The 18,458-nt window shown below is 63.9% G+C and carries 18 protein-coding genes and 1 riboswitch; of the genes, 9 read left to right on the top strand and 9 right to left on the bottom strand.

All coding sequences use genetic code 11. From position 1 onward, the window contains the following. Positions 1-149: 149 nt before the first annotated feature. Positions 150-464, bottom strand: coding sequence for a hypothetical protein (locus ASE26_RS09155; RefSeq protein WP_055937179.1), 315 nt, complete (start codon positions 462-464; stop codon positions 150-152). A 297-nt stretch (positions 465-761) separates the two neighbouring features. Here ASE26_RS09155 and ASE26_RS09150 point away from each other — a divergent pair, with 297 nt between their 5' ends. Beyond that, complete coding sequence (locus ASE26_RS09150; RefSeq protein WP_055937177.1) at positions 762-1,259, top strand: MarR family winged helix-turn-helix transcriptional regulator; 498 nt, start codon at positions 762-764, stop codon at positions 1,257-1,259. A gap of 107 nt (positions 1,260-1,366) precedes the next feature. Here ASE26_RS09150 and ASE26_RS09145 read toward each other — a convergent pair whose 3' ends face one another. From ASE26_RS09145 to ASE26_RS09135, 3 genes are all read right to left on the bottom strand, one after another. Beyond that, a complete protein-coding gene (locus tag ASE26_RS09145) occupies positions 1,367-1,678 on the bottom strand; it encodes a hypothetical protein (RefSeq protein ID WP_055937174.1) in 312 nt (103 codons plus the stop codon). Positions 1,679-1,681: 3 nt separating this feature from the next. Beyond that, complete coding sequence (locus tag ASE26_RS09140; RefSeq protein WP_229207287.1) at positions 1,682-2,335, bottom strand: thiol:disulfide interchange protein DsbA/DsbL; 654 nt, start codon at positions 2,333-2,335, stop codon at positions 1,682-1,684. Positions 2,336-2,611: 276 nt separating this feature from the next. After that, entirely contained in the window at positions 2,612-4,537 is a 1,926-nt protein-coding gene (locus ASE26_RS09135; RefSeq protein ID WP_057246078.1) for a TonB-dependent receptor, read from the bottom strand. Between the two features lie 70 nt (positions 4,538-4,607). Then, a riboswitch (cobalamin riboswitch) is annotated at positions 4,608-4,812 on the bottom strand. Positions 4,813-4,859: 47 nt separating this feature from the next. Here ASE26_RS09135 and ASE26_RS09130 point away from each other — a divergent pair. Genes ASE26_RS09130 through ASE26_RS09120 form a run of 3 tightly spaced genes read left to right on the top strand, consistent with a single transcriptional unit; the run spans position 4,860 to position 8,666 of the window. Further along, positions 4,860-7,001, top strand: coding sequence for a M1 family metallopeptidase (locus ASE26_RS09130; RefSeq protein WP_055937164.1), 2,142 nt, complete (start codon positions 4,860-4,862; stop codon positions 6,999-7,001). After that, complete coding sequence (locus ASE26_RS09125) at positions 6,998-7,858, top strand: hypothetical protein (RefSeq protein ID WP_055937161.1); 861 nt, start codon at positions 6,998-7,000, stop codon at positions 7,856-7,858. Before ASE26_RS09130 ends, ASE26_RS09125 begins: the two co-directional genes overlap by 4 nt. A gap of 19 nt (positions 7,859-7,877) precedes the next feature. Further along, entirely contained in the window at positions 7,878-8,666 is a 789-nt protein-coding gene (locus ASE26_RS09120; protein WP_055937158.1) for a class III extradiol ring-cleavage dioxygenase, read from the top strand. A 3-nt stretch (positions 8,667-8,669) separates the two neighbouring features. Here ASE26_RS09120 and ylqF read toward each other — a convergent pair whose 3' ends face one another. From ylqF to ASE26_RS09105, 3 genes are read right to left on the bottom strand one after another with little or no spacing between them, the layout of a single operon-like run. Further along, positions 8,670-9,617 carry a ribosome biogenesis GTPase YlqF gene (gene ylqF / locus ASE26_RS09115; RefSeq protein WP_082507564.1) on the bottom strand — a complete coding sequence of 316 codons (948 nt, stop codon included), beginning with the start codon at positions 9,615-9,617 and terminating at the stop codon, positions 8,670-8,672. Positions 9,618-9,654: 37 nt separating this feature from the next. Next, entirely contained in the window at positions 9,655-10,257 is a 603-nt protein-coding gene (locus ASE26_RS09110) for an energy transducer TonB (protein ID WP_055937152.1), read from the bottom strand. A 1-nt stretch (position 10,258) separates the two neighbouring features. Then, the gene (locus ASE26_RS09105) at positions 10,259-11,185 is read right to left on the bottom strand and encodes a histone deacetylase family protein (protein WP_055937149.1); all 927 of its coding nucleotides are present in this window, start codon (positions 11,183-11,185) and stop codon (positions 10,259-10,261) included. Between the two features lie 73 nt (positions 11,186-11,258). On the opposite strand from ASE26_RS09105, the gene ASE26_RS09100 reads away from it, so the two are divergent. The 5 genes from ASE26_RS09100 to ASE26_RS09080 all read left to right on the top strand — a co-directional run bounded on the left by ASE26_RS09100 (position 11,259) and on the right by ASE26_RS09080 (position 16,866). Beyond that, positions 11,259-12,179, top strand: coding sequence for a MoxR family ATPase (locus ASE26_RS09100; protein WP_055937146.1), 921 nt, complete (start codon positions 11,259-11,261; stop codon positions 12,177-12,179). A gap of 24 nt (positions 12,180-12,203) precedes the next feature. Next, positions 12,204-13,163 (top strand): DUF58 domain-containing protein, encoded by a 960-nt coding sequence (locus ASE26_RS09095; protein WP_229207286.1) that lies wholly within the window; start codon positions 12,204-12,206, stop codon positions 13,161-13,163. After that, the gene (locus tag ASE26_RS09090; protein ID WP_055937140.1) at positions 13,160-15,178 is read left to right on the top strand and encodes a DUF3488 and DUF4129 domain-containing transglutaminase family protein; all 2,019 of its coding nucleotides are present in this window, start codon (positions 13,160-13,162) and stop codon (positions 15,176-15,178) included. Before ASE26_RS09095 ends, ASE26_RS09090 begins: the two co-directional genes overlap by 4 nt. Then, positions 15,175-16,281, top strand: coding sequence for a lytic murein transglycosylase B (gene mltB / locus ASE26_RS09085; protein ID WP_055937137.1), 1,107 nt, complete (start codon positions 15,175-15,177; stop codon positions 16,279-16,281). The genes ASE26_RS09090 and mltB overlap by 4 nt, the downstream gene beginning before the upstream one ends. A gap of 246 nt (positions 16,282-16,527) precedes the next feature. Next, positions 16,528-16,866 (top strand): hypothetical protein, encoded by a 339-nt coding sequence (locus ASE26_RS09080; RefSeq protein WP_055937134.1) that lies wholly within the window; start codon positions 16,528-16,530, stop codon positions 16,864-16,866. A gap of 52 nt (positions 16,867-16,918) precedes the next feature. Here ASE26_RS09080 and cysM read toward each other — a convergent pair whose 3' ends face one another. Both cysM and ASE26_RS09070 read right to left on the bottom strand, forming a co-directional pair. Continuing rightward, on the bottom strand, positions 16,919-17,821 hold the full coding sequence (cysM, locus tag ASE26_RS09075) for a cysteine synthase CysM (protein ID WP_055937131.1): 903 nt from the start codon (positions 17,819-17,821) through the stop codon (positions 16,919-16,921). Positions 17,822-17,844: 23 nt separating this feature from the next. Next, a complete protein-coding gene (locus tag ASE26_RS09070; RefSeq protein WP_057246076.1) occupies positions 17,845-18,405 on the bottom strand; it encodes a GNAT family N-acetyltransferase in 561 nt (186 codons plus the stop codon). Positions 18,406-18,458: the final 53 nt, after the last annotated feature.

Here is an 18,458-nt window from a genome sequence, read left to right as displayed (position 1 = left end):
ACTGGCGGAATGCAATCCAATTAATTCTTTTCCGACTTTAATACCGGTTTTGATATCAAGCGAACGGCTGCCCTAGGGAGAAAGCGCGCTCGTGCGTGCCCTGCGGCACCCCGGGCCGGGGCGCCTTGTAGCCTTGCCGCAACAGCTTTTCAGCTGCCGCGTTCGACGTCGTCGCGTTCCTGGCGTTTGGCGTCGGGCATCGATTCGACATGGTCGACATCGATATCGCCGCCATCCGGGGCCGGCGTATCACGGCCGACGCTGGCGCGTTCGCCGGTGCCCTGGGCATCGGTATCGCTGTCGAGTTCGGTGTCGCCGGGGCCTGGCGGGCGGGCGCCCTGCAGGTCGCTGCCGGAATCGGACGAGTCGCTGGGGCCGAGTGCCCCGGTGCCGTGACCCTTGTTGACTTCGCGGTCAGGCTGGGCTGGCATATTGTCCGGGTCGAGGGTACTGGTTCCTGACATGATGTCCTCCTGTTTCCAATAATCTAACGATTTCGGGCCCAAGGCGGCGCAGTGTTGGAAGATGCCAACACTGTGTTACATAAGCAATAATTCTGAAACATCTTCGGCTGTATGGCATTTGTACCAAATTTCCCCTTTAAGTATAAGGTTTTCCCAAGACGTAGCTTTCAAAAAAGACGGAACTCATCCTTGTCCGGGTCTTGCGTTCGGGGTTTGATGCAGATCAAAAAGGCATTTACCTTAGGTCAACACTAGTACAATTCAGGCTTGAACAAATTGCACAGGAGTGCCTGCAGAATGAGTAGTTTTGACGCAACCAATAAGCGCCTGAAAAATATTCATACTCGCATCCCGGAGTTCCCGGAAGACCTGGTACGCCTGCTGCGCATGACCTATCACGTCCAGAAACGCATGAAGGATCTGGCGAATTCGGTGTTGCGCAAGTATGACCTGGTCGATGCCAGCTATATGGTGCTGGCGGTGCTGTATGGATCGGAGAGTGAAACTTCGACCGCGTCCAACCTGGGCGAAGCCTGCATGGAAAAGCCGGCCAACCTGACGCGGGTTTGCAACGACCTGGAAGCGCAAGGCCTGATCACCCGCGGCAACCGCCCTGGCGACCGCCGTTGCGTGATGATTACCCTGACCGACGCAGGCCGCAACCTGATCGAACAGGTCATGCCGGAAGTCTGGACGCGCACCACCCGCGCCTACGACGGCTACAACGGCGACGACATCCGCGTGCAGGAGCAGCTCTTCAAGCGCCAGCTTGCCAACCTCGACGTCAGCGCATAAATGAAAGTCGGGGTCAGCTCCGGCAATCGGACATTCGCGCAGCGAATGTCCGATTGCCGGAGCTGACCCCGACTTTCATAAAAAAAGCCCGCTACGGCGGGCTTGCTTCATTTCTGGGGCTTGGTGTGCTTCATTGCGTAGTAGAGGTGCTGCCACCAGTGCTCGCGTGATTGCACGCTCTGCATGCACTGGCGGTCGATCTCTTCCTTGAAGACCTGGTCGCGGCATTGCTTGCTGGCCAGCGCATTGCGCTGGTTCTCGGCATTCACTACCGCGACGACGAGCCAGAACACCAGCCCCGACAGCAGGACCACCAGCGTCCAGGCAAAGTGGTTGACCCAGCTGCGCTGCACCAGGCCGGCCTCGTCAGGGGCCGACTCCCGGAATGCACGCATCACGCCTTCTTCACGTTGTTCCATGTCTTACTTCTTGCTTGCTGCAGCTTTGGCTATCAGGTAGTCCGCAACTGCCAGGGCGGCGGCCTGGGACTGGTCTTCCGGCTGGTTCGGACGGCCGGCCATCGATGGGGAGGTGACGAAACGGCCATCAATCACCAGGGTTGGCGCGCTGTCCACCTTGTACTGGGCGATGATGCTCTCCATACGCTTCATTTTAGACTCGACGCTGAAGGATTTGTAGACGCTTTCGTATTTGGCCTTGTCGACGCCGGCGCTGACCAGCACGGCGGTGACGTCCTGCTCGCGCATCAGGCGCTTGTGCTCTTTGTGGATGGCGTCGAACAGCTTCTGGCCGGCTTCCGTGCTGCCCATGGTTTCCAGGGTCACGTAGGCGCGTGCCAGCACGTCTTTTTCACCGCGGGCGAAGTGGATGCGGCGGAAGTGGATCTTGTCGGCGTTCTGCTTGACCCAGGCCGACATGCGCGGTTCGAGCGCGAAGCAGTGTGGGCAGGTGTACATGAAGAACTCGACAACCTCGACCTTTTTGCCCTGGGCTTCAGTGCGTACCGGGGTATCGAGGACCTTCCAGTCAACGCCCTCTTTCGGCTCGGCGGCATAGGCGCCGGCAGCGGTGAACATCAGGGCGGCAGAAGCAATCAGCAGTCGCAGCAAGCGCATGGTCATCCTTACAGGTAAATGGTAAACGCCGCGAGATTACCATTTTTTGCGCGCTGTGATCAGCCCCGCGGGCCAAATTGGCGCCGGCGGGGCATTTTTAAGCCTGATTTAAGTGCCTGGTGACCTGCCACGCTCGAATCGAGAACGCTTGCCGCGCGGTTCGACGCGCATGGCCGCGTTGCAAATGCTCGCAATAGCTCGCTATTGCTGCGCTTTGCGCCTTGCCCTGCACGCCGCCCGCACGTCCTTCGCTCCCGATTCTCCCGTTTCAGGCCACTAGAAGTCGTAGCGCGCCGAAACTTTCAGTTGGCGGCCACTGTTCGGGTAGATGCCGCCGCGGCAGCTGAACGCCTGGCTGTAGTGGTCTTTGTCGAACAGGTTCAGCGCGCTCAGCGCCAGCTCCCATTGGCCGAACTTGCGCGCGTAGCGGCCATCGACCACGGTGTAGGCCGGCATGCGGGCATCGCAGCTGTTATCAAAGTCGCTACCGTAACGCTGCTTGCCTACGCGCTGCACGCCGATGTCGGCGCTCTGGCCGTCCGCCGGCAGCCATGCCAGGCGCACGGTCAGGATGTTCTTCGGCACCAGCGCCAGCTCGCGCCCGGCGTTAGGGCCGGAGCGGAATTCGGCTTCCACTTGCTGGAAGTGGCCCTGCACTTGCCATTCCGGCGCGAGGCGGTAGCTGCCATCGAGCTCGAAGCCCTTGCGCTGGGTCGGCGCCAGGTTGGTGTTGACGAAGATGGTCGGGTCGAAATAGATCTCGTTGTCCAGCTTATGGCGGAAGACGCGCGCGTCGAGCTTGGCATCGCCAGCCGCGTAGCCCAGGCCGATCTCGGCGTCGTGCGACACCTGGGTTTCCAGCGGTTTGCCTGGAACCGGGGTGAAGGCATTGTCGTCGACGTTGGCGACGCGGTAGCTCTGGCCAACTTTGGCCCAGGCGGTCAGGCCTGGCGCGGCCAGCATGCTGCCCTGCGCTTCCCAGGCGTTATGCGCCTGTTTCTGGCTGTAGTTGGCGCCGAATGGAACCGAATCGGCGGAATCCTTGTCGAACAGTTCGCGGCGCACGCCGGCGGCCAGGCGGAATTGCTGCGGGCCGGAGAACTTCATTTCGTCGCGCAGGTAGAAAGCCTTGCTGCGCTGTTCGACGTCGGCGGCCGAGAAGAAAGCATGGGTCACGCGGTTCCAGCGGCTGAAGTCGAAGCCTGCCACCAGCTCGTTCAGCAGGCCGTCGAACTGGCCCAGGTGGCGCACGCGCGGCGAGAACTGGGTCTGCTTGCTGTCGTAGGCCGATTTGAAGCCGCTGTAAACGCCTTCCGATTCTTTCTTGCGGTGCGACAGTTCGGCCGCCAGGTCGAAGGCGCCGACCTTGTGCTCCCAGGCGGCGGTGTAACGGTCGCTATCGAGCTTGCCGAAATCATTCGGGGTCAGGGTCTGGCGCGGTTCGAGCAGGAACTGGCCCTCGCTCAGGCCACCGGCAAAGCGCTGGTCCTGGCGCGCGATATCGGCGCGCAGCGAGAAGCGGCCAACGCCGGTGTTGAACTGCACTCCGCCGTTGATGCGCGACTGCTTGAAATCATTGTTGTCGCGGTAGTTGTCGGTGCGCTGGTGGCCGGCCGACAGGTCGAATGCGTAAGAGTCGAAGCCCTGTGCCAGGCTGGCGCGCACTTCGCTGCTGTTGAACTGGCCCGCTTCGGTAAATACGTTACCGCTGCGCTCACCGGCTTGCGGGCGCTTGGTGGTGATGCGGATCACGCCGCCGGTCGCGCCTTCGCCGTACAGCACGCTGGCGCCGCCGCGCATGATGTCGATGCTTTGCACGCGGTCGATCGGGATGGTGGACAGGGTCGCTGCCAGCTGCTCGTTCTCGTTCAGGCGCACGCCGTCCAGCACGATCACGACGTTCTGGTCGCTGAAGGTGCCGAAGCCGCGCAGGTCGAGGCCGAAGTCAGGGCTGCCGGTCAGGCTTTGGCGGCCATACACGCCGCCGATCTTGCGGATCGCCTGGTTGACGTCCGATACGCCGGCGCGGCGGATATCGGCTGCGCTAATGGTGGTGGCGCCGATCGGCAACAGCGATGGGTCGCTGGCGAAGCGGGAACCGGAAATGACAACGGTGTCGGTTTGGGATTGAGCCTGGGCCGGTGCGGCGAAGCATACGGCAACAGCTACGGCAAGCGCGCAGCGCGAGGAGATGATGGTCATGACTGTTTGAATGAGTATTTTCCGCCTGCCTCCCCGCAGTCGGAATCCACAGAAGTCGAGCCCTGTACGGGTGCGCTTCCACCTCCCTGGCCGGTATCCGGGCTGGCAAGACTGACCGTTCCACCTTCCTGCGTGTTCATTGATGCAGTGGTTGTTTGGCGCGGCCTGCCGTCATGACGACGGCGCTTGCGTACCGTTGCGGGGGCAGCACATTGCGTTTCCCGTTTAACTGCCCCCACGAACAGGGGGCGGGCACCAAGGCGGCCACATTATACGCTGCTTAGGCTATAGTGACGCGTTGCCAAATTGTTACGGGAGATCCATGCGTACTTTCATCGCGCTCGCCGCCGTCGCCCTGCTGGCCGGCGCCGCAGCACCGCAAGCCGAGATACCGACTGCGCCGCGCAATGCCGCCGCGGTTTCCGTGCCCAGCGCGCCCAATGCCTGGGGTGGCATGCGCACCGGGCAGGAAGCCACGCTGTCGGAGCGCGTGGTGGATTACAAGATCGAGGCCAGCCTCGACCCGGTCAAGCATACGGTCGAAGGCAGGCAGCGCCTGACCTGGCGCAACCGCAGCAGCGAACCGGTGCGCAGCGTCTACCTGCACCTGTACCTGAACGCCTTCCAGAATCCGGGCAGCACCTATTTCACCGAGCAGCGCAAGAGCGGCAACAGCTTCCGCTCCGGCGTCGATACCAAGGACGGCGAATGGGGCTATATCGACTTGCGCAGCGTGCAGCAGAACGGCGCCAGCGTGCCGTGGAAATTCGTGCAGCCCGATGGCGGCCCCGTTACCGACCGCACCGTGGTGCGCATGGACCTGCCGCAAGCAGTCGCGCCGGGCGCCAGCACCACGCTCGATATCGGCTTCTTCGACCAGTTGCCGCGCGTGGTATCGCGCACCGGCTACTTCGGCACTTTCCACCTGGTCGGGCAGTGGTTCCCCAAGATCGCCGTGCTGGAATTGCCCGGTGAACGCGGTGCCACGGCGCCGCGCTGGAACGCCCACGAATTCCACGCCGAATCCGAGTTCTACGCCGACTTCGGCAACTACGACGTCAAGCTGACCGTACCCAAAGGCTATACCGTGGGCGCTACCGGCGAACTGCAAGGCCAGCCTGTCGAAAAAGAAGGCAAGCTGACCCACCACTTCGTGCAAGGCGACGTGCACGATTTCGCCTGGACCGCCGACAGCCGCAGCGCCAAGCCGCTGACCGACACCTGGATTGGCGCCGGCAGCCCGCCGGTGAAGATCACCGTGCTGTTTCCGCCGGAATATGCATCGAACGCAGCGCCCGCGCTGAAAGCCACCAGGGATTCGCTCGATTACTTCTCGAAGACGCTCGGCCCCTACCCTTACAGGACGGTGACCGTGGTGATCCCGCCGTACAACGCGCGCGAAGCGGCCGGCATGGAATACCCGACCTTCTTCACCGCCGATGCTTACAAGGACGTCACCCCGGGCACGCTCAGCGCCTTCGAACTGGATTTCGTCACCATCCACGAATTCGGCCATGGCTACTTCTACGGCATCCTCGCCAGCAACGAGTTCGAAGAGCCGATGCTGGACGAGGGGTTGAACCAGTACTGGAACACGCGCATGCTGTCCGACCTGCGCCGCACGGTCGATGCCACCACGCCCCTGCTCGGCAAGCTCGGTTTTGCGCCGCGCTTCAACGTCTGGGACGTAGAGCGCGCCATGACCCCGCGCGAAGAACCGTCCGACCCGCTGGGCGCCAGCGCCTTCCATCGCCTGCAGGGCGTCGGCCCGGTGTATTCCCGCACTGCGACCACCATGCACGATCTCGAAGCGCAACTGGGCAGGGACGTCATCGAGCGCGCTTTCAAGGAATACTACCGCCGCTGGAAATTCCGCCATCCGAGCCTGGCCGATTTCCGCGAGGTCTTGAGCGAAGTAAGCGGCAACCGCAGGCTGGTGGAGCAGGTATTTGCGCAGCAGGTGTACAGCGTGAACCGGGTTGACGACCGCATCTCCAAATTCACCAGCGCTGAAGTGCTGCCGCTGCCAGGAGTGCATGTCGAGAACGGCAAGCACGTCGAATTGACAGAGGAGGAAGTTGAGAAACGGATCGGCAAGCAGCGCAAGGGTTGGAAGGAGCAATACCCGGATGCCAAGGAAAACCAGGGCCCCTATCCCTACCACACGATCGTGACGGTACGCCGCCGCGGCGCCGACGTACTGCAAACCCTGGTCGTCACGTTCGCCGACGGCACCACGGAAATCGTGCTGTGGGACGGCGCAGAGCGCTGGCGAACCTTCGAATGGACCAGGCCGTCCAAGGCCGTGTCGGCGGAACTCGACCCGGGCCGCCAGCACTACCTCGACGCCAACAAGCTCGATGACAGCCGCACGCTCAAGTCCGATGGCCGCGCCGCGCGCCGCTGGAGCTTCGACTTCGCCGCTATCGTCCAGACCCTGCTCTCCTTCATTGCGACCTTATGAAACTGACCGCCAACCTGAAAAACGCAAGCCGCGCCGCCCTGCAATGGCGGCTGCTGGCGACCTGGATCGTGGCCGCGCTGCTGCCTACCCTGCTGCTCGCGGCGCCGATGTGGAGTTCCCTGTCCGGCATCCTCGACCAGTCGGTGCACGCGCCGGAACTGGCCAAATCGCTCGACGTGCTAAGCCTGGCCGACATCATGGCTGAACTCAAACGCAATAGCCTGTCGCTGCAGGCCGGCGGGATCGCCGCGCTGGTGCTGACGCTGCTGCTCTCGCCGCTCCTGACCGGGGTCATCGTCACTGCGGGCCGGGCGCCGGAAACGGCGACTTTCCGCCAGCTGTTCGCAGGCGGCGTGGGCGAGTACCCGCGCATGTTCCGCACGCTGCTGTGGGCCGTCATTCCGCTTGGACTGGCGCTGGCCATCGGCGCTGCAGTGGCCGACAGCGCGCAGGACTTTGCCGAGAAGGCAAGCCTTGAATCGGATGCCGACAGGTGGGTGCTGTTCGCCAATGTGCTCGGCGTCCTGCTGCTCGCCCTGGCCAACCTGACGCTCGATGCCGGGCGCGCCCAGTTGGCCATCGACCGCCGCCGCACGTCTGCGGTCAAGGCCTGGTGGTCGGGCCTCAAGCTGCTGCTGCGCCGCCCAGGCGCCATGCTGGGCAGCTATGCCTTGCTGACCGTGGCGGGCCTGCTGCTCGCGGGCCTGTTCGTGCTGGCGCGCTTCAACCTGGCAGGCAGCAACGGCTTGCTGCTGCTGGCCGGCTTCCTGCTGGCGCAGCTGGTGGTGCTGGCGATGGCGTGGATGCGTGCAGCGCGGCTGCTTGCGCTGATGACGCTGTCTGCAACGAATCGCTGACCGGAGTATATTGGTGGGCATGACAACCTTGCCCACCTTCTTCCTGTCCCACGGCGGCGGCCCATGGCCCTGGCTGCGCGACCAGTTCGGCAACGCCTACGACCAGCTGGACGCGTCGCTGCGCGACCTGCCGCGCCAGGCCGGCGGCAAGCCGAAAGGTCTGCTGGTTGTTACCGCGCATTGGGAAGGACGCCACTTCCTGGTGTCGTCATCGGCCAAGCCGTCGATGATCTACGACTACGGCGGTTTTCCGCCGCATACCTACCAGATCCAGTACCCCGCGCCGGGTTCGCCGGCACTGGCTGCGCGCGTGATCGAGCTGCTTGGCGAGCGTGCCCGGCTTGACGCGGAGCGCGGCTTCGACCACGGCACGTTCAGCGCCATGTACCCCGCCTTCCCGCAAGCGGACGTGCCGATCGTGCAGCTCTCGCTGCGCCATGGTCTCGATCCGGCCGAGCACCTGGCTGTCGGGCGCCTGCTGCGGCCCCTGCGCGATGAAGGCATCCTGGTCGTCGGCAGCGGCCTGAGTTACCACAACCTGCGCGCCTTCAACGCCGCCGGCGCCGAGGCCTCACGCGTATTCGACGCCTGGCTGCGCGAAACCATGGCGGCGGCGCCGGCCGAACGCACGGCGCGCTTGCTGGAGTGGGAGCGTGCTCCGGCAGCGCGGATGGCGCATCCGCGCGAGGAACATTTGCTGCCTTTGATGGTGGTGGTGGGTGCGGCCGAGGATGCGGCCGCCGAGGTGGTGTATCACGAAGACCGCTTCATGGGGGCGCTGGCGGTCAGCAGCTTCAAGCTCGGCTAAGGATCAAGCGCCGCGCTTGCCCTTCATGCGCTCGGCTTCCTTCTCTGCTGCCTTGCGCTCCGCCTCCTCCGCCTTGACGCGCTCCGCCTCGACATGGATTGCCAGCGCTTCAGCGCGGGAAGCCGGCGTTTCCAGCGAAATCCGGCCCAGCGCACCGCTGCGGTAATCCAGCAGCAGCATGTGCGAGGCTTTCTCGAAGTCCCAGTCGCCGCCCCTCAGGCGATAGCTGCGCAGCTGCGCCACGCGCTCGATCAGGGCCACGCCATCCATGGCCGAGACATCGGCCTTGTAGCGCGCCTTCAGCAGTTCCGGATAGCGCTTCAGCAGTTCTTCCGCCAGCCATACCGCCACTTCTTCCTCGATCAGCGCATTGGCGCCGATCGCGTGCGAAGCCGCCAGCGCCAGGCCGTCGGAGGGCATTTCGATCTTCGGCCACAGCAGGCCCGGCGTATCGATCAGCACCGTCTCCAGGTCCAGGTAGATCTTCTGCTGCTGCTTGGTCACTGCCGGCTCGTCGCCCACTTTCGCCACGCGGCGCTTGAGCAGCGCGTTCATCAGGGTCGACTTCCCGACGTTGGGAATCCCCATGATCATCATGCGCAGCGGCTTGATCGCTTCGTTGCGGTGCGGCGCCAGCTTGCGCGCCTTGGCAATCACCTTGGCCACGTCGGACGGCTTCTTGGTCGTCATGGCGTAGGCGGTGACGGTCTTGTCCTGCTCGAAATGGCGGATCCAGGCCGCGGTGGCGTCGGGGTCGGCCAGGTCGATCTTGTTCAGGATCTTCAGGCAGGGACGCTGGCGGAACTTGCGCAGCTCCTCCACCAGCGGATTGCAGCTGGCCGCAGGCAGGCGCGCGTCAACCACTTCGATGACGACATCGACGTCGGCCATCTGTTCCGCCGCCTTTTTCTTGGCGGCGTTCATATGCCCGGGGAACCATTGGATAGACATGCTCTTGCCTTACGAATCGAATGAACAATCCGCCATTTTACCTCAAGACCACCCTGCCGAACGAGGTGTCGGTCCGGGCGCCGCTGGCCTTGGGCGAGATGCCGAAACGACAAGTTTGCAGCCAGCTTACCGCATCGCGCACCACCGCGGCATCGAAATGCGCCGCCTCCGGCACGATACGCCGGGCCTTGCCCTCGGCGTCGACCAGGAACCGCAGCTTGATGGAGGCGCGGCCATCGGGCCGCTGGTCGAGGTTATCGTAGCGCAGGAAGCGCTGCGACGGGCCGCAGCTGCCGGGCAGCAGCATGGGCCGCAGCGGCGCCGGGCCTTCCAGCGTCCAGGCGTACTGCAGCGGGAAAACCGTGTCCTCGCGTGCCGCGGCCAGGCCCGGTTTGAAGCGGCAGCGCGCCAGGCCGGCCAGCGCCGCCTGGTCCAGGATGCCCCAGCCGCTGCCCTGCCTCACCTGCGCATTGCGCACGGCGCCGTCGGCGCCAAGCTGGAATTGCAGCGTGGTCGTGCCCTCGACTTCATAGCGCACGGCTTCGCGCGGCCACTCAGGCAGGGTGCAGCTGGCCGGCGTGGCCAGCGATTCATAGGGAAAGGCGCTGGCAGCGGCCAGCGCAAGCAACAGCGACAGCATCTCAGATCTCGGCCAGGGCCTTTACATGGGCGACCACGCTGCGGCCCAGGGCCGACAGGTTGTAGCCGCCTTCCAGGCAGCTCACGATGCGGCCATGCGCATGCTGGCGCGCGACCTCCATCACCTGCTGCGTCATCCACGCGTAATCGGCTTCCACCAGGCCCATGCCGCCCAGGTCGTCCTCGCGGTGGGCATCGAAACCGGCCGAGATGAAGATCATCTGCGGCTTGAAGGCATGCAGCGCAGGCAGCCACTTCTCCTGCACCAGCGCGCGCACCGTGTCGCCCTTGGATCCAGCCGGCACCGGCACGTTGACGCGGTTGGGCGTCTCCGGCAGCACTTCGCAATAGGGATAGAAGGGATGCTGGAAAAAGCTCACCATCAGCGCGCGCGGCTCGTCGAGCAGCGCTTCCTCGGTGCCGTTGCCATGGTGGACGTCGAAGTCCACCACCGCTACGCGCTCCAGGCCGCGCACCTCGAGCGCATGCTTGACGGCGATCGCCACATTATTGAACAGGCAGAAGCCCATCGGCTCGGTCGGTCGCGCATGGTGGCCCGGCGGGCGCACGGCGCAGAAGGCATTATCGATTTCACCGTCGATCACGGCATCGGTTGCGGCCACCGCGGCGCCGGCCGCGCGGCGCGCGGCTTGCCAGCTATGGGCATTGAGCGAAGTGTCGCCGTCGATCGGGTAGTACTGGCCAGCCGAAGGCAGGTGATCGCGCACGATGGCGATGGCGTTGGCGCTATGGTTGCGCGCAATCGAAGTCTCATCCGCCAGCGGTGCGTCGCGGTGCTGCAGCAGGTCGTCGATGTGGGCATTGATCAACTGGTCGGCAATGGCTTGCAGGCGCGCCGGACATTCGGGATGCCAGTCGCCCATTTCGTGGCGCTGGCAGTCGGGATGGCTGTAAATTGCTGTGCTCATGAATCGCGTTCTCGCATAGAATGCGAGTAATCTACCATGCGGCGCCAGCTCCACCAAACCACGTACCAAAACCATGTATACCAAATTACACGCCGTAGCGCGCCAGGTCGGACAGGTCATCGTCGGCAAGGAGCTGCAAATACGGCAGTCGCTGACCTGCCTGCTGGCTGGCGGCCACCTGTTGCTGGAGGACTTGCCGGGCGTCGGCAAGACCACGCTGTCGCACGCCCTGGCGCTGTCGCTGGGCCTGCAGTTCAACCGTATCCAGTTCACCAGCGACCTGCTGCCGGCCGACGTGGCCGGCGTTTCGATCTATGAACGCGAGCTGAATGCCTTCAGCTTCCATCCCGGCCCGATCTTCACGCAAGTGCTGCTGGCCGACGAAATCAACCGCGCCACGCCGAAGACCCAATCCGGCCTGCTGGAAGCGATGGAGGAACGCCAGGTCTCGGCCGATGGCGTCACCCGCCCGCTGCCCGAACCGTTCTTCGTGATCGCGACGCAGAACCCGACCCACCAGGTCGGCACCTTCCCGCTGCCGGAATCGCAGCTCGACCGCTTCCTGATGTGCATCTCGCTCGGCTACCCCGACGCTGCCGCCGAACGCGCGCTGCTGATGGGCGAAGACCGGCGCCAGATGCTCAAGCACCTGGCGCCGTCCATGACGCCGGCCGAATTGTTCGCCGCCCAGCAGGCGCTGCGCCAGATCCACGCCGCGCCGGCCCTGATCGATTATGTGCAGGCGCTGGCGCAGGCTTCGCGCCAGAACGGTTTCTTTGCCGAAGGCCTGAGCCCGCGCGCCGCGCTGGCCCTGCTGCAGGCGGCGCGCGCCTGGGCTGCGCTGGAAGGCCGCGACCACGTCATGCCGGAAGACGTGCAGGCCGTGCTGGTGCCGGTCTGCGCCCACCGTTTGCGGCCGCTCAAGTCTTCGCACGGCACCGCGCTGGCCAGCCGCGACCTGGTGCTGCAACTGCAGAAATCGGTAGCGGTATAAGCCATGCTTGCTCCAGCGAGGAGAATGCTTGACCGCTGGCTGTTCCAGCTGAAGGAAAAGGAAGCCGGCGAAGTGCAGCTGGTGATGCGCCGCGTCTTCATCCTGCCGACCAAGCCGGGGATCGCCTTTGTCGGCCTGCTGTTGATCATGCTGGTCGGCTCCATCAACTACAACCTGGGCCTTGGCTTCGTGCTGACCTTCTTCACCGGCTCGTGCGCCATCGTCGACATGTACATGACGGCCAAGAACCTGGCCTTCCTGCACCTGGCGCCGGGCCGTGCCCAACCGGTGTTCGCCGGCGACGAAGCCCAGTTCGAACTGCTGGTGCGCAATGCCACGCCGCGCGACCGCTATGCGCTCTGGCTCGGTTTCCAGGACGAAGGTGAGCCGCGCCAGGCGATCGACGTCGCCGCCAAGGGCAGCGCGGCCGTGGTGCTGTCGCGCCCGACGACGCAACGCGGCTGGCTGGCCGCGCCGCGCGTGCGCCTGTTCACCCGTTTCCCGCTTGGCCTGTTCGGCGCCTGGTCATATTGGCAGCCGGATTTGAAAGTGCTGGCCTATCCGCAGCCGGAAACGGCGCCGCCGCCGCTGCCGACCACCGGTGCGGCGCGCGAAGACGGCTACGGCACCGTGGGCCTGGATAATTTCTCCGGCATCCGCAGCTACCAGCCGGGCGACCCGATGCGCCACCTTGCCTGGCGCCAGATCGCGCGCCTGCACCCGGCCGACGGCGGCAACCTGGTGAGCAAGCATTTCGAAGGCGGCGCAGTATCCGACCTGCTGCTGGACCTGGGCGCACTGCCGCAGCAGCTCGATATCGAAGTACGCCTATCGCGCCTGACCGCCTGGGTGCTGGAAGCGGAGCGGCGCACCCTGCCTTATGCCCTCACCATCGGCGGCCGCGAGATTGCACAAGGCCTGGGCGAAGCGCATTGCGCCGAATGCCTGCGGGCGCTGGCGCTGTACGGCAAGGAGGGCGCATGATTGCCGGCCTGTCGAACATGGCCGGCCGCCTGACGCGCGACAAAGCCGATACCTTGCTGCTCCTGCTGGCGGCGGTGATGGTGCTGGCGCCCCACTTCGGCCACCTGCCGCTGTGGACTTCGGCCACGGTCTGCCTCACCCTGGCCTGGCGCGCCGCCATTACCCTGCGCGGCAGCCGCCTGCCGCCAATGTGGCTGCTGCTGCCGGTATCGCTGCTGGCCATGGGCGGCGTCTACCTGACCTTCCGCACCCTGCTCGGGCGCGAACCGGGCGTCACCATGCTGACCCTGCTGCTCACCTTCAAGCTGCTGGAAATGCACGCGCGGCGCGACCTGTTCGTGGTGATCTTCCTCAGCTTCTTCCTGCTGCTGACGAATTTCTTCTACTCGCAATCAATCCTCACGGCGCTGGTGATGATCGCCACCATCATCGTACTGCTGTCGGCGCAGATTACCTTCCAGCTTAGCGGCGCCGTGCCGCCGCTGGCCGCGCGGCTGAAGCTGGCCGGCCGCATTTTCCTGATTGCCGCGCCGCTGGGCGTGCTGCTGTTTGTCGGCTTCCCGCGCATCCAGGGGCCGCTGTGGGGCCTGCCGGGCGATGCCGCCGGCGGCAAGAGCGGCATGTCCGACAGCATGTCGCCCGGCTCCATGACCAACCTGGCGTTATCGGAAGAAGTGGCATTCCGCGCGCAGTTCTTTGGCGCCGCACCGCCGCCGGAACAGCTTTACTGGCGCGGTCCGGTGCTGAGCAACTACGACGGGCGCGCCTGGACCCGCATCGGCCGGCCGCTGCATCCGGTGGCCCAGGTGCGGCTGGCGCGGCAACTGAGCTGGAAAGGGCCGGCCTATCCTTACGAGGTGACACTGGAACCGGGCCGCCGCCAGTTCCTGTTCATGCTGGAACTGAGCGAGCCTGGCCCCAACATCGATGGCGCGGGCGCCGCTTACACCGCCGAACTGGAACAACTGGTGGAGGCCAGCAGCGACAAGCGCCTGCGCTACAGTTCCGTGGCGCACCCGGCTTACCTCGCACAGCCGGCTCTTGAACCGCCGGCGCTGGAGACCTGGCTGCAGCTGCCGCAAGGCTACAACCCGCGCACCTTGCGCTATGCGGCCCAGATCCAGGCGCTGCGCGCCGAACGCGGCGACGATGCCGCCATCGCCGCCGTGCTGGACATGTTCCGTAAAGGCTTCGAATACACGCTGGAACCGGGCCGGCTGGGCCGCGATGAAATCGACGAATTCCTGTTCGATTCGCGCAAGGGATTCTGCGAACACTTTTCCGGCTCCTTCGTCTACCTGATGCGCGCAGCCGGCCTGCCGGCACGCGTGGTGAACGGCTACCAGGGCGGCGAACAGAATCCGGTCGACGGTTATTACACGGTGCGCCAGTCCGACGCCCATGCCTGGAGCGAAGTCTGGCTCGGTCCCCAGCGCGGCTGGACCCGCATCGACCCGACCGCCGCCGTGGCCCCGGAGCGCATCCGCAGCAGCCTGGCGCAGGCCTTGCCGCGCGCAGCGCCTTTCGGATTGCAAGGCTTGGCCGACCTGGCGCGCGACAAGAGCTCGTGGCTGGCGCAGATGCGTTTTGGCCTCAGTGCGATGAATAATGCTTGGAATCAATGGATCCTCGATTACAATCCAATGAGGCAGCAAGATTTCCTTAGAGAACTGGCCGCAGCCTTTGCCGACTGGCGCTTGCTGGCCGGACTGGCCCTGTGCGCAGCACTAGTGCTGTTGATGAAATACCGCCGCACCGAACGCACGCGCGATCCGGTCGATGCGGCCTACCGCGCCTTCTGCCGCCAACTGGCGCGGCATGGCTTGGACAAGGCGCCGGACGAAGGCCCACTGGGCCTGGCCCATCGCGTGCGGCAGTCGAACCTGCCGCGCGAGAAAATAGCGGCCATGACAGCATTCCTGGAGCTGTATGGCGCGCTCAAATACGGCGTACCAGCGGCGCAAAAGGATAACCCGGTCGCACGACTGCATAGTTTGCTGAAGCAATCCCGATGAGATTTTCAAAAAAATTCCCCACCACCGCGCTGGCCGTGGCCTGCCTCGGCCTGGCCTTGGCGCCGGCCGCCGGCGCCGCCGTCCACAAACCGGCCAAGGTTAAAAAAGCAGCGAAGAAACCGGCCCTCGATTACAGCGGCGAATTCGTCAACTTCGGCCAATGGAAAGAGGTGCAGCAGTTCATGGGCGAGCTGGAACTGAAGCACGGCGTGCCGATTGCAGAATCGGAAAAGCTGTTCCTCGAACTGCGCTATATCGACGCGGCGGTGCAGCTGGTCAAGCCGGCGCCGCCGGGCAAGCCGAAGAACTGGCAAGCCTACAGCAGCCGCTTCATCGAGCCCAGGCGCATCAATGCCGGCGCCGAGTTCTGGAACGCCAACCGCAGCACCCTGGCGCGGGCCGAGGCTCAGTATGGCGTGCCGGCGGAAATCATTGTCGGCATCATTGGCGTAGAAACCATCTACGGCCGCGACATGGGCAGGTTCCGCGTGCTCGACGTGCTGGCCACCCTGGCCTTCTCTTATCCGCTGGCGCCGAACCGCGAAGTGCGCATGGAATTCTTCCGCAGCGAACTGGAAGCGGCCATCGTGTCGTCGCGCCAGGCCGGGATCGATCCCTTGTCGCTGACTGGCTCGTATGCGGGCGCCGTGGGCATGCCGCAATTCATGCCGGGCAATATCTATAAGCTGGGCGTCGACTTCGACGGCGACGGCAAGGTCGACCTGCGCAATTCGCCGGCCGATGCGATCGGCAGCGTCGCCAATTTCCTGGTTGCGCACGGCTGGAAGCGCGACGATCCGCCGCGGCTGGCTTATCCGGCAACCGTATCACCTGAGCGCGGCTGGGAAAAATATCTTGGCGGCGGGCTGGAAGCCCAATACAGCGGCGCCGACCTGCTGGCCGCGGGCGTGCACCCGGACGCGGACCTGCCGCCGGGCCTGTACGGCCTGGTTGATCTGCAGAATGGTTCCGACCCTACCGAATACTGGGTCGGAAGCAATAATTTCTTTTCAATCACAAAGTACAACCGAAGTTATTTCTATGCCATGTCCGTAATCGAACTCGGCCGTGCAGTAAAGCTTTCAATGAAGGAAACTTTGTAACTGCGTGTAACTTGTGTGATATACAAGAGTGTAGAATTACCCTAACACAAAAATTCAGGTAGAATTCTCTCAGAATGTTGCGATAGGACAACGCGTTTCGAGAGCAATATACTATTTTTTGTTGCACGCAAGTACTGCTGACCGCTCTGTTGTACAATTGTGTATATATTATGAAACTTGTTAAACAGGAATCCGTCTCAGGATTTGGGTCGTTAGCAGGACAACTTTAGAGAAGGAACAGAAGACATGACCAACCAAGTCGGTAATGATATGAACAGCGAGTCGGAAGGCGATGATCTGCTGCAGTACAACCCGAACCGTCTGCTCGACACCCTGATCGAAAACCTCCGACTGAAGAACGATGCGGCCCTGTCGCGCGCTCTGGAAGTCGCACCGCCTGTGATCTCCAAGATCCGCCACCACCGCCTGCCGGTTGGCGCATCGCTGCTGATCCGCATGCACGAGGTTTCCGACCTGAGCATCCGTGACCTGCGCTACCTGATGGGCGACCGCCGCAATAAGTTCCGCATCAGCGACAAGCAGTTCAAGCCGAAAGAAGGCGTCGGCTCCGAAAACAAGGGCTGATGCCAGTCCTTGGTTTCCCCTCCCCGCCCGGGGAGGGGAAGCGTGGCTTCGCTTATGCCGGGAACACCCCGGTCGATAAATAGCGGTCGCCGCGATCGCAGACGATGAACACGATCGTCGCGTTTTCCACTTGCTGCGAAATGCGCAGTGCAATCTCACAGGCACCCGCTGCCGAAATCCCGCAGAAGATACCCTCTTCAGCAGCCAGCCGGCGCGCCATGCGTTCCGCCGCCGCCTGCGACACGTATTCCACCTGGTCCACGCGCGCCTTGTCGTAAATCTTTGGCAGGTAGGCCTCCGGCCATTTGCGGATACCCGGGATCGACGAACCTTCTTCCGGCTGCGCGCCGATGATGCGCACATTCCCGTTCTGCTCCTTGAGGTATTGCGACACCCCCATGATGGTGCCGGTGGTGCCCATGGCCGATACGAAGTGCGTCACGCGGCCTTCGGTATCGCGCCAGATTTCCGGACCGGTGGCTTCGTAGTGGGCGCGCGGGTTGTCGCCGTTGGCAAACTGGTCGAGGATGATGCCCTTGCCATCCTTCTGCATCTGCTCGGCCAGGTCGCGCGCGTATTCCATGCCGCCGGTTTTCGGCGTCAGGATGATGTTGGCGCCGTAGGCGGCCATGCTCATGCGCCGCTCTTCGCTCAGGTTTTCCGGCATCAGCAGGATCATTTTGTAACCGCGGATGGCAGCGGCCATGGCCAGTGCGATGCCGGTATTGCCGCTGGTCGCCTCAATCAGGGTGTCGCCCGGCTTGATCTGGCCGCGCTCTTCGGCCCGGCGCAGCATCGACATGGCGGCGCGGTCCTTGACCGAACCGGCCGGGTTGTCGCCTTCCAGCTTGCCGAGGATGATGTTGCCGCGCGCGGCCGCTTCCGCGCCGGGGATGCGTACCAGCTGCACCAGCGGCGTGTTACCGATGGTATCGGCGATTGTTTTGTATCCCATGGTTCCTGCTGTGTAATGTTCTGTCAAACGACCATTTTATCCGCTTCGGCGGCGAGGTGCAGGGACATGAAGACATAGCCCTGGCTTTCGCCATCGATCCGGAACAGGTCGGGAATCTCGCCCGTCTGCACGAACCCGCACTTGCGGTATAGCGCGCGGGCCGGGGCGTTGCCCGTCAGGACCTCCAGGTCGACCCATTCCAGGCCCTGCCCGCGCGCCCATTCGGCTGCCGTTTTCACCATCGCGGCGCCAAGCCCGTTGCGGCGCGCGGCGCGGTGCACGCCCATGCCCAGCAGGCAGCGATGGCGTGCCGCTGCTTCGGGCCGCGAACGCAGGTCGATGTGTCCCATGATTTCCCCTTCGCGCAGCGCGACCCAGACCCGGCGCCAGCCTTGCTGGCCAAAGCTGGCCAGCAGACCGGTACTGAAGCCGTTGATCTTCTCCGGCGGGAAGCCGGCGCTGGTGCGCGACATGGGCTGGAACAACGGGGCGCCATCACGCCCGTTATCGAGCAGGTGGTCGTTCAGATAATGGAAGAAGGCGGCCAATTCTTCTGCTTGCAGCGGCCGGATGGTAAAGGTCATGGTAAATCATAGCAGGCCGGGGTAATTGCATTAAACTACATGCATTAATAGAG

This window comes from Duganella sp. Root198D2 (assembly GCF_001428585.1).
Taxonomy (GTDB): Bacteria; Pseudomonadota; Gammaproteobacteria; order Burkholderiales; family Burkholderiaceae_D; genus Rugamonas.
The sequence above is the reverse complement of the archived record's forward strand: the minus strand, read 5'-3'. Positions and strand labels throughout refer to the sequence as shown.

What these genes read in the sequence shown, in the direction of transcription:
- ASE26_RS09090 (WP_055937140.1), top strand. Translation starts at nt 13,160, where the DNA reads ATGATTGCCGGCCTGTCGAACATGGCCGGCCGCCTGACGCGCGACAAA.
- ASE26_RS09125 (WP_055937161.1), top strand. Translation starts at nt 6,998, where the DNA reads ATGAAACTGACCGCCAACCTGAAAAACGCAAGCCGCGCCGCCCTGCAA.
- mltB (WP_055937137.1), top strand. Translation starts at nt 15,175, where the DNA reads ATGAGATTTTCAAAAAAATTCCCCACCACCGCGCTGGCCGTGGCCTGC.
- ylqF (WP_082507564.1), bottom strand. Translation starts at nt 9,617, where the DNA reads ATGTCTATCCAATGGTTCCCCGGGCATATGAACGCCGCCAAGAAAAAG.
- ASE26_RS09070 (WP_057246076.1), bottom strand. Translation starts at nt 18,405, where the DNA reads ATGACCTTTACCATCCGGCCGCTGCAAGCAGAAGAATTGGCCGCCTTC.
- ASE26_RS09140 (WP_229207287.1), bottom strand. Translation starts at nt 2,335, where the DNA reads ATGCGCTTGCTGCGACTGCTGATTGCTTCTGCCGCCCTGATGTTCACC.
- ASE26_RS09150 (WP_055937177.1), top strand. Translation starts at nt 762, where the DNA reads ATGAGTAGTTTTGACGCAACCAATAAGCGCCTGAAAAATATTCATACT.
- ASE26_RS09105 (WP_055937149.1), bottom strand. Translation starts at nt 11,185, where the DNA reads ATGAGCACAGCAATTTACAGCCATCCCGACTGCCAGCGCCACGAAATG.
- ASE26_RS09095 (WP_229207286.1), top strand. Translation starts at nt 12,204, where the DNA reads ATGCTTGACCGCTGGCTGTTCCAGCTGAAGGAAAAGGAAGCCGGCGAA.
- ASE26_RS09110 (WP_055937152.1), bottom strand. Translation starts at nt 10,257, where the DNA reads ATGCTGTCGCTGTTGCTTGCGCTGGCCGCTGCCAGCGCCTTTCCCTAT.
- ASE26_RS09145 (WP_055937174.1), bottom strand. Translation starts at nt 1,678, where the DNA reads ATGGAACAACGTGAAGAAGGCGTGATGCGTGCATTCCGGGAGTCGGCC.
- cysM (WP_055937131.1), bottom strand. Translation starts at nt 17,821, where the DNA reads ATGGGATACAAAACAATCGCCGATACCATCGGTAACACGCCGCTGGTG.
- ASE26_RS09120 (WP_055937158.1), top strand. Translation starts at nt 7,878, where the DNA reads ATGACAACCTTGCCCACCTTCTTCCTGTCCCACGGCGGCGGCCCATGG.
- ASE26_RS09130 (WP_055937164.1), top strand. Translation starts at nt 4,860, where the DNA reads ATGCGTACTTTCATCGCGCTCGCCGCCGTCGCCCTGCTGGCCGGCGCC.
- ASE26_RS09100 (WP_055937146.1), top strand. Translation starts at nt 11,259, where the DNA reads ATGTATACCAAATTACACGCCGTAGCGCGCCAGGTCGGACAGGTCATC.
- ASE26_RS09080 (WP_055937134.1), top strand. Translation starts at nt 16,528, where the DNA reads ATGACCAACCAAGTCGGTAATGATATGAACAGCGAGTCGGAAGGCGAT.
- ASE26_RS09135 (WP_057246078.1), bottom strand. Translation starts at nt 4,537, where the DNA reads ATGACCATCATCTCCTCGCGCTGCGCGCTTGCCGTAGCTGTTGCCGTA.
- ASE26_RS09155 (WP_055937179.1), bottom strand. Translation starts at nt 464, where the DNA reads ATGTCAGGAACCAGTACCCTCGACCCGGACAATATGCCAGCCCAGCCT.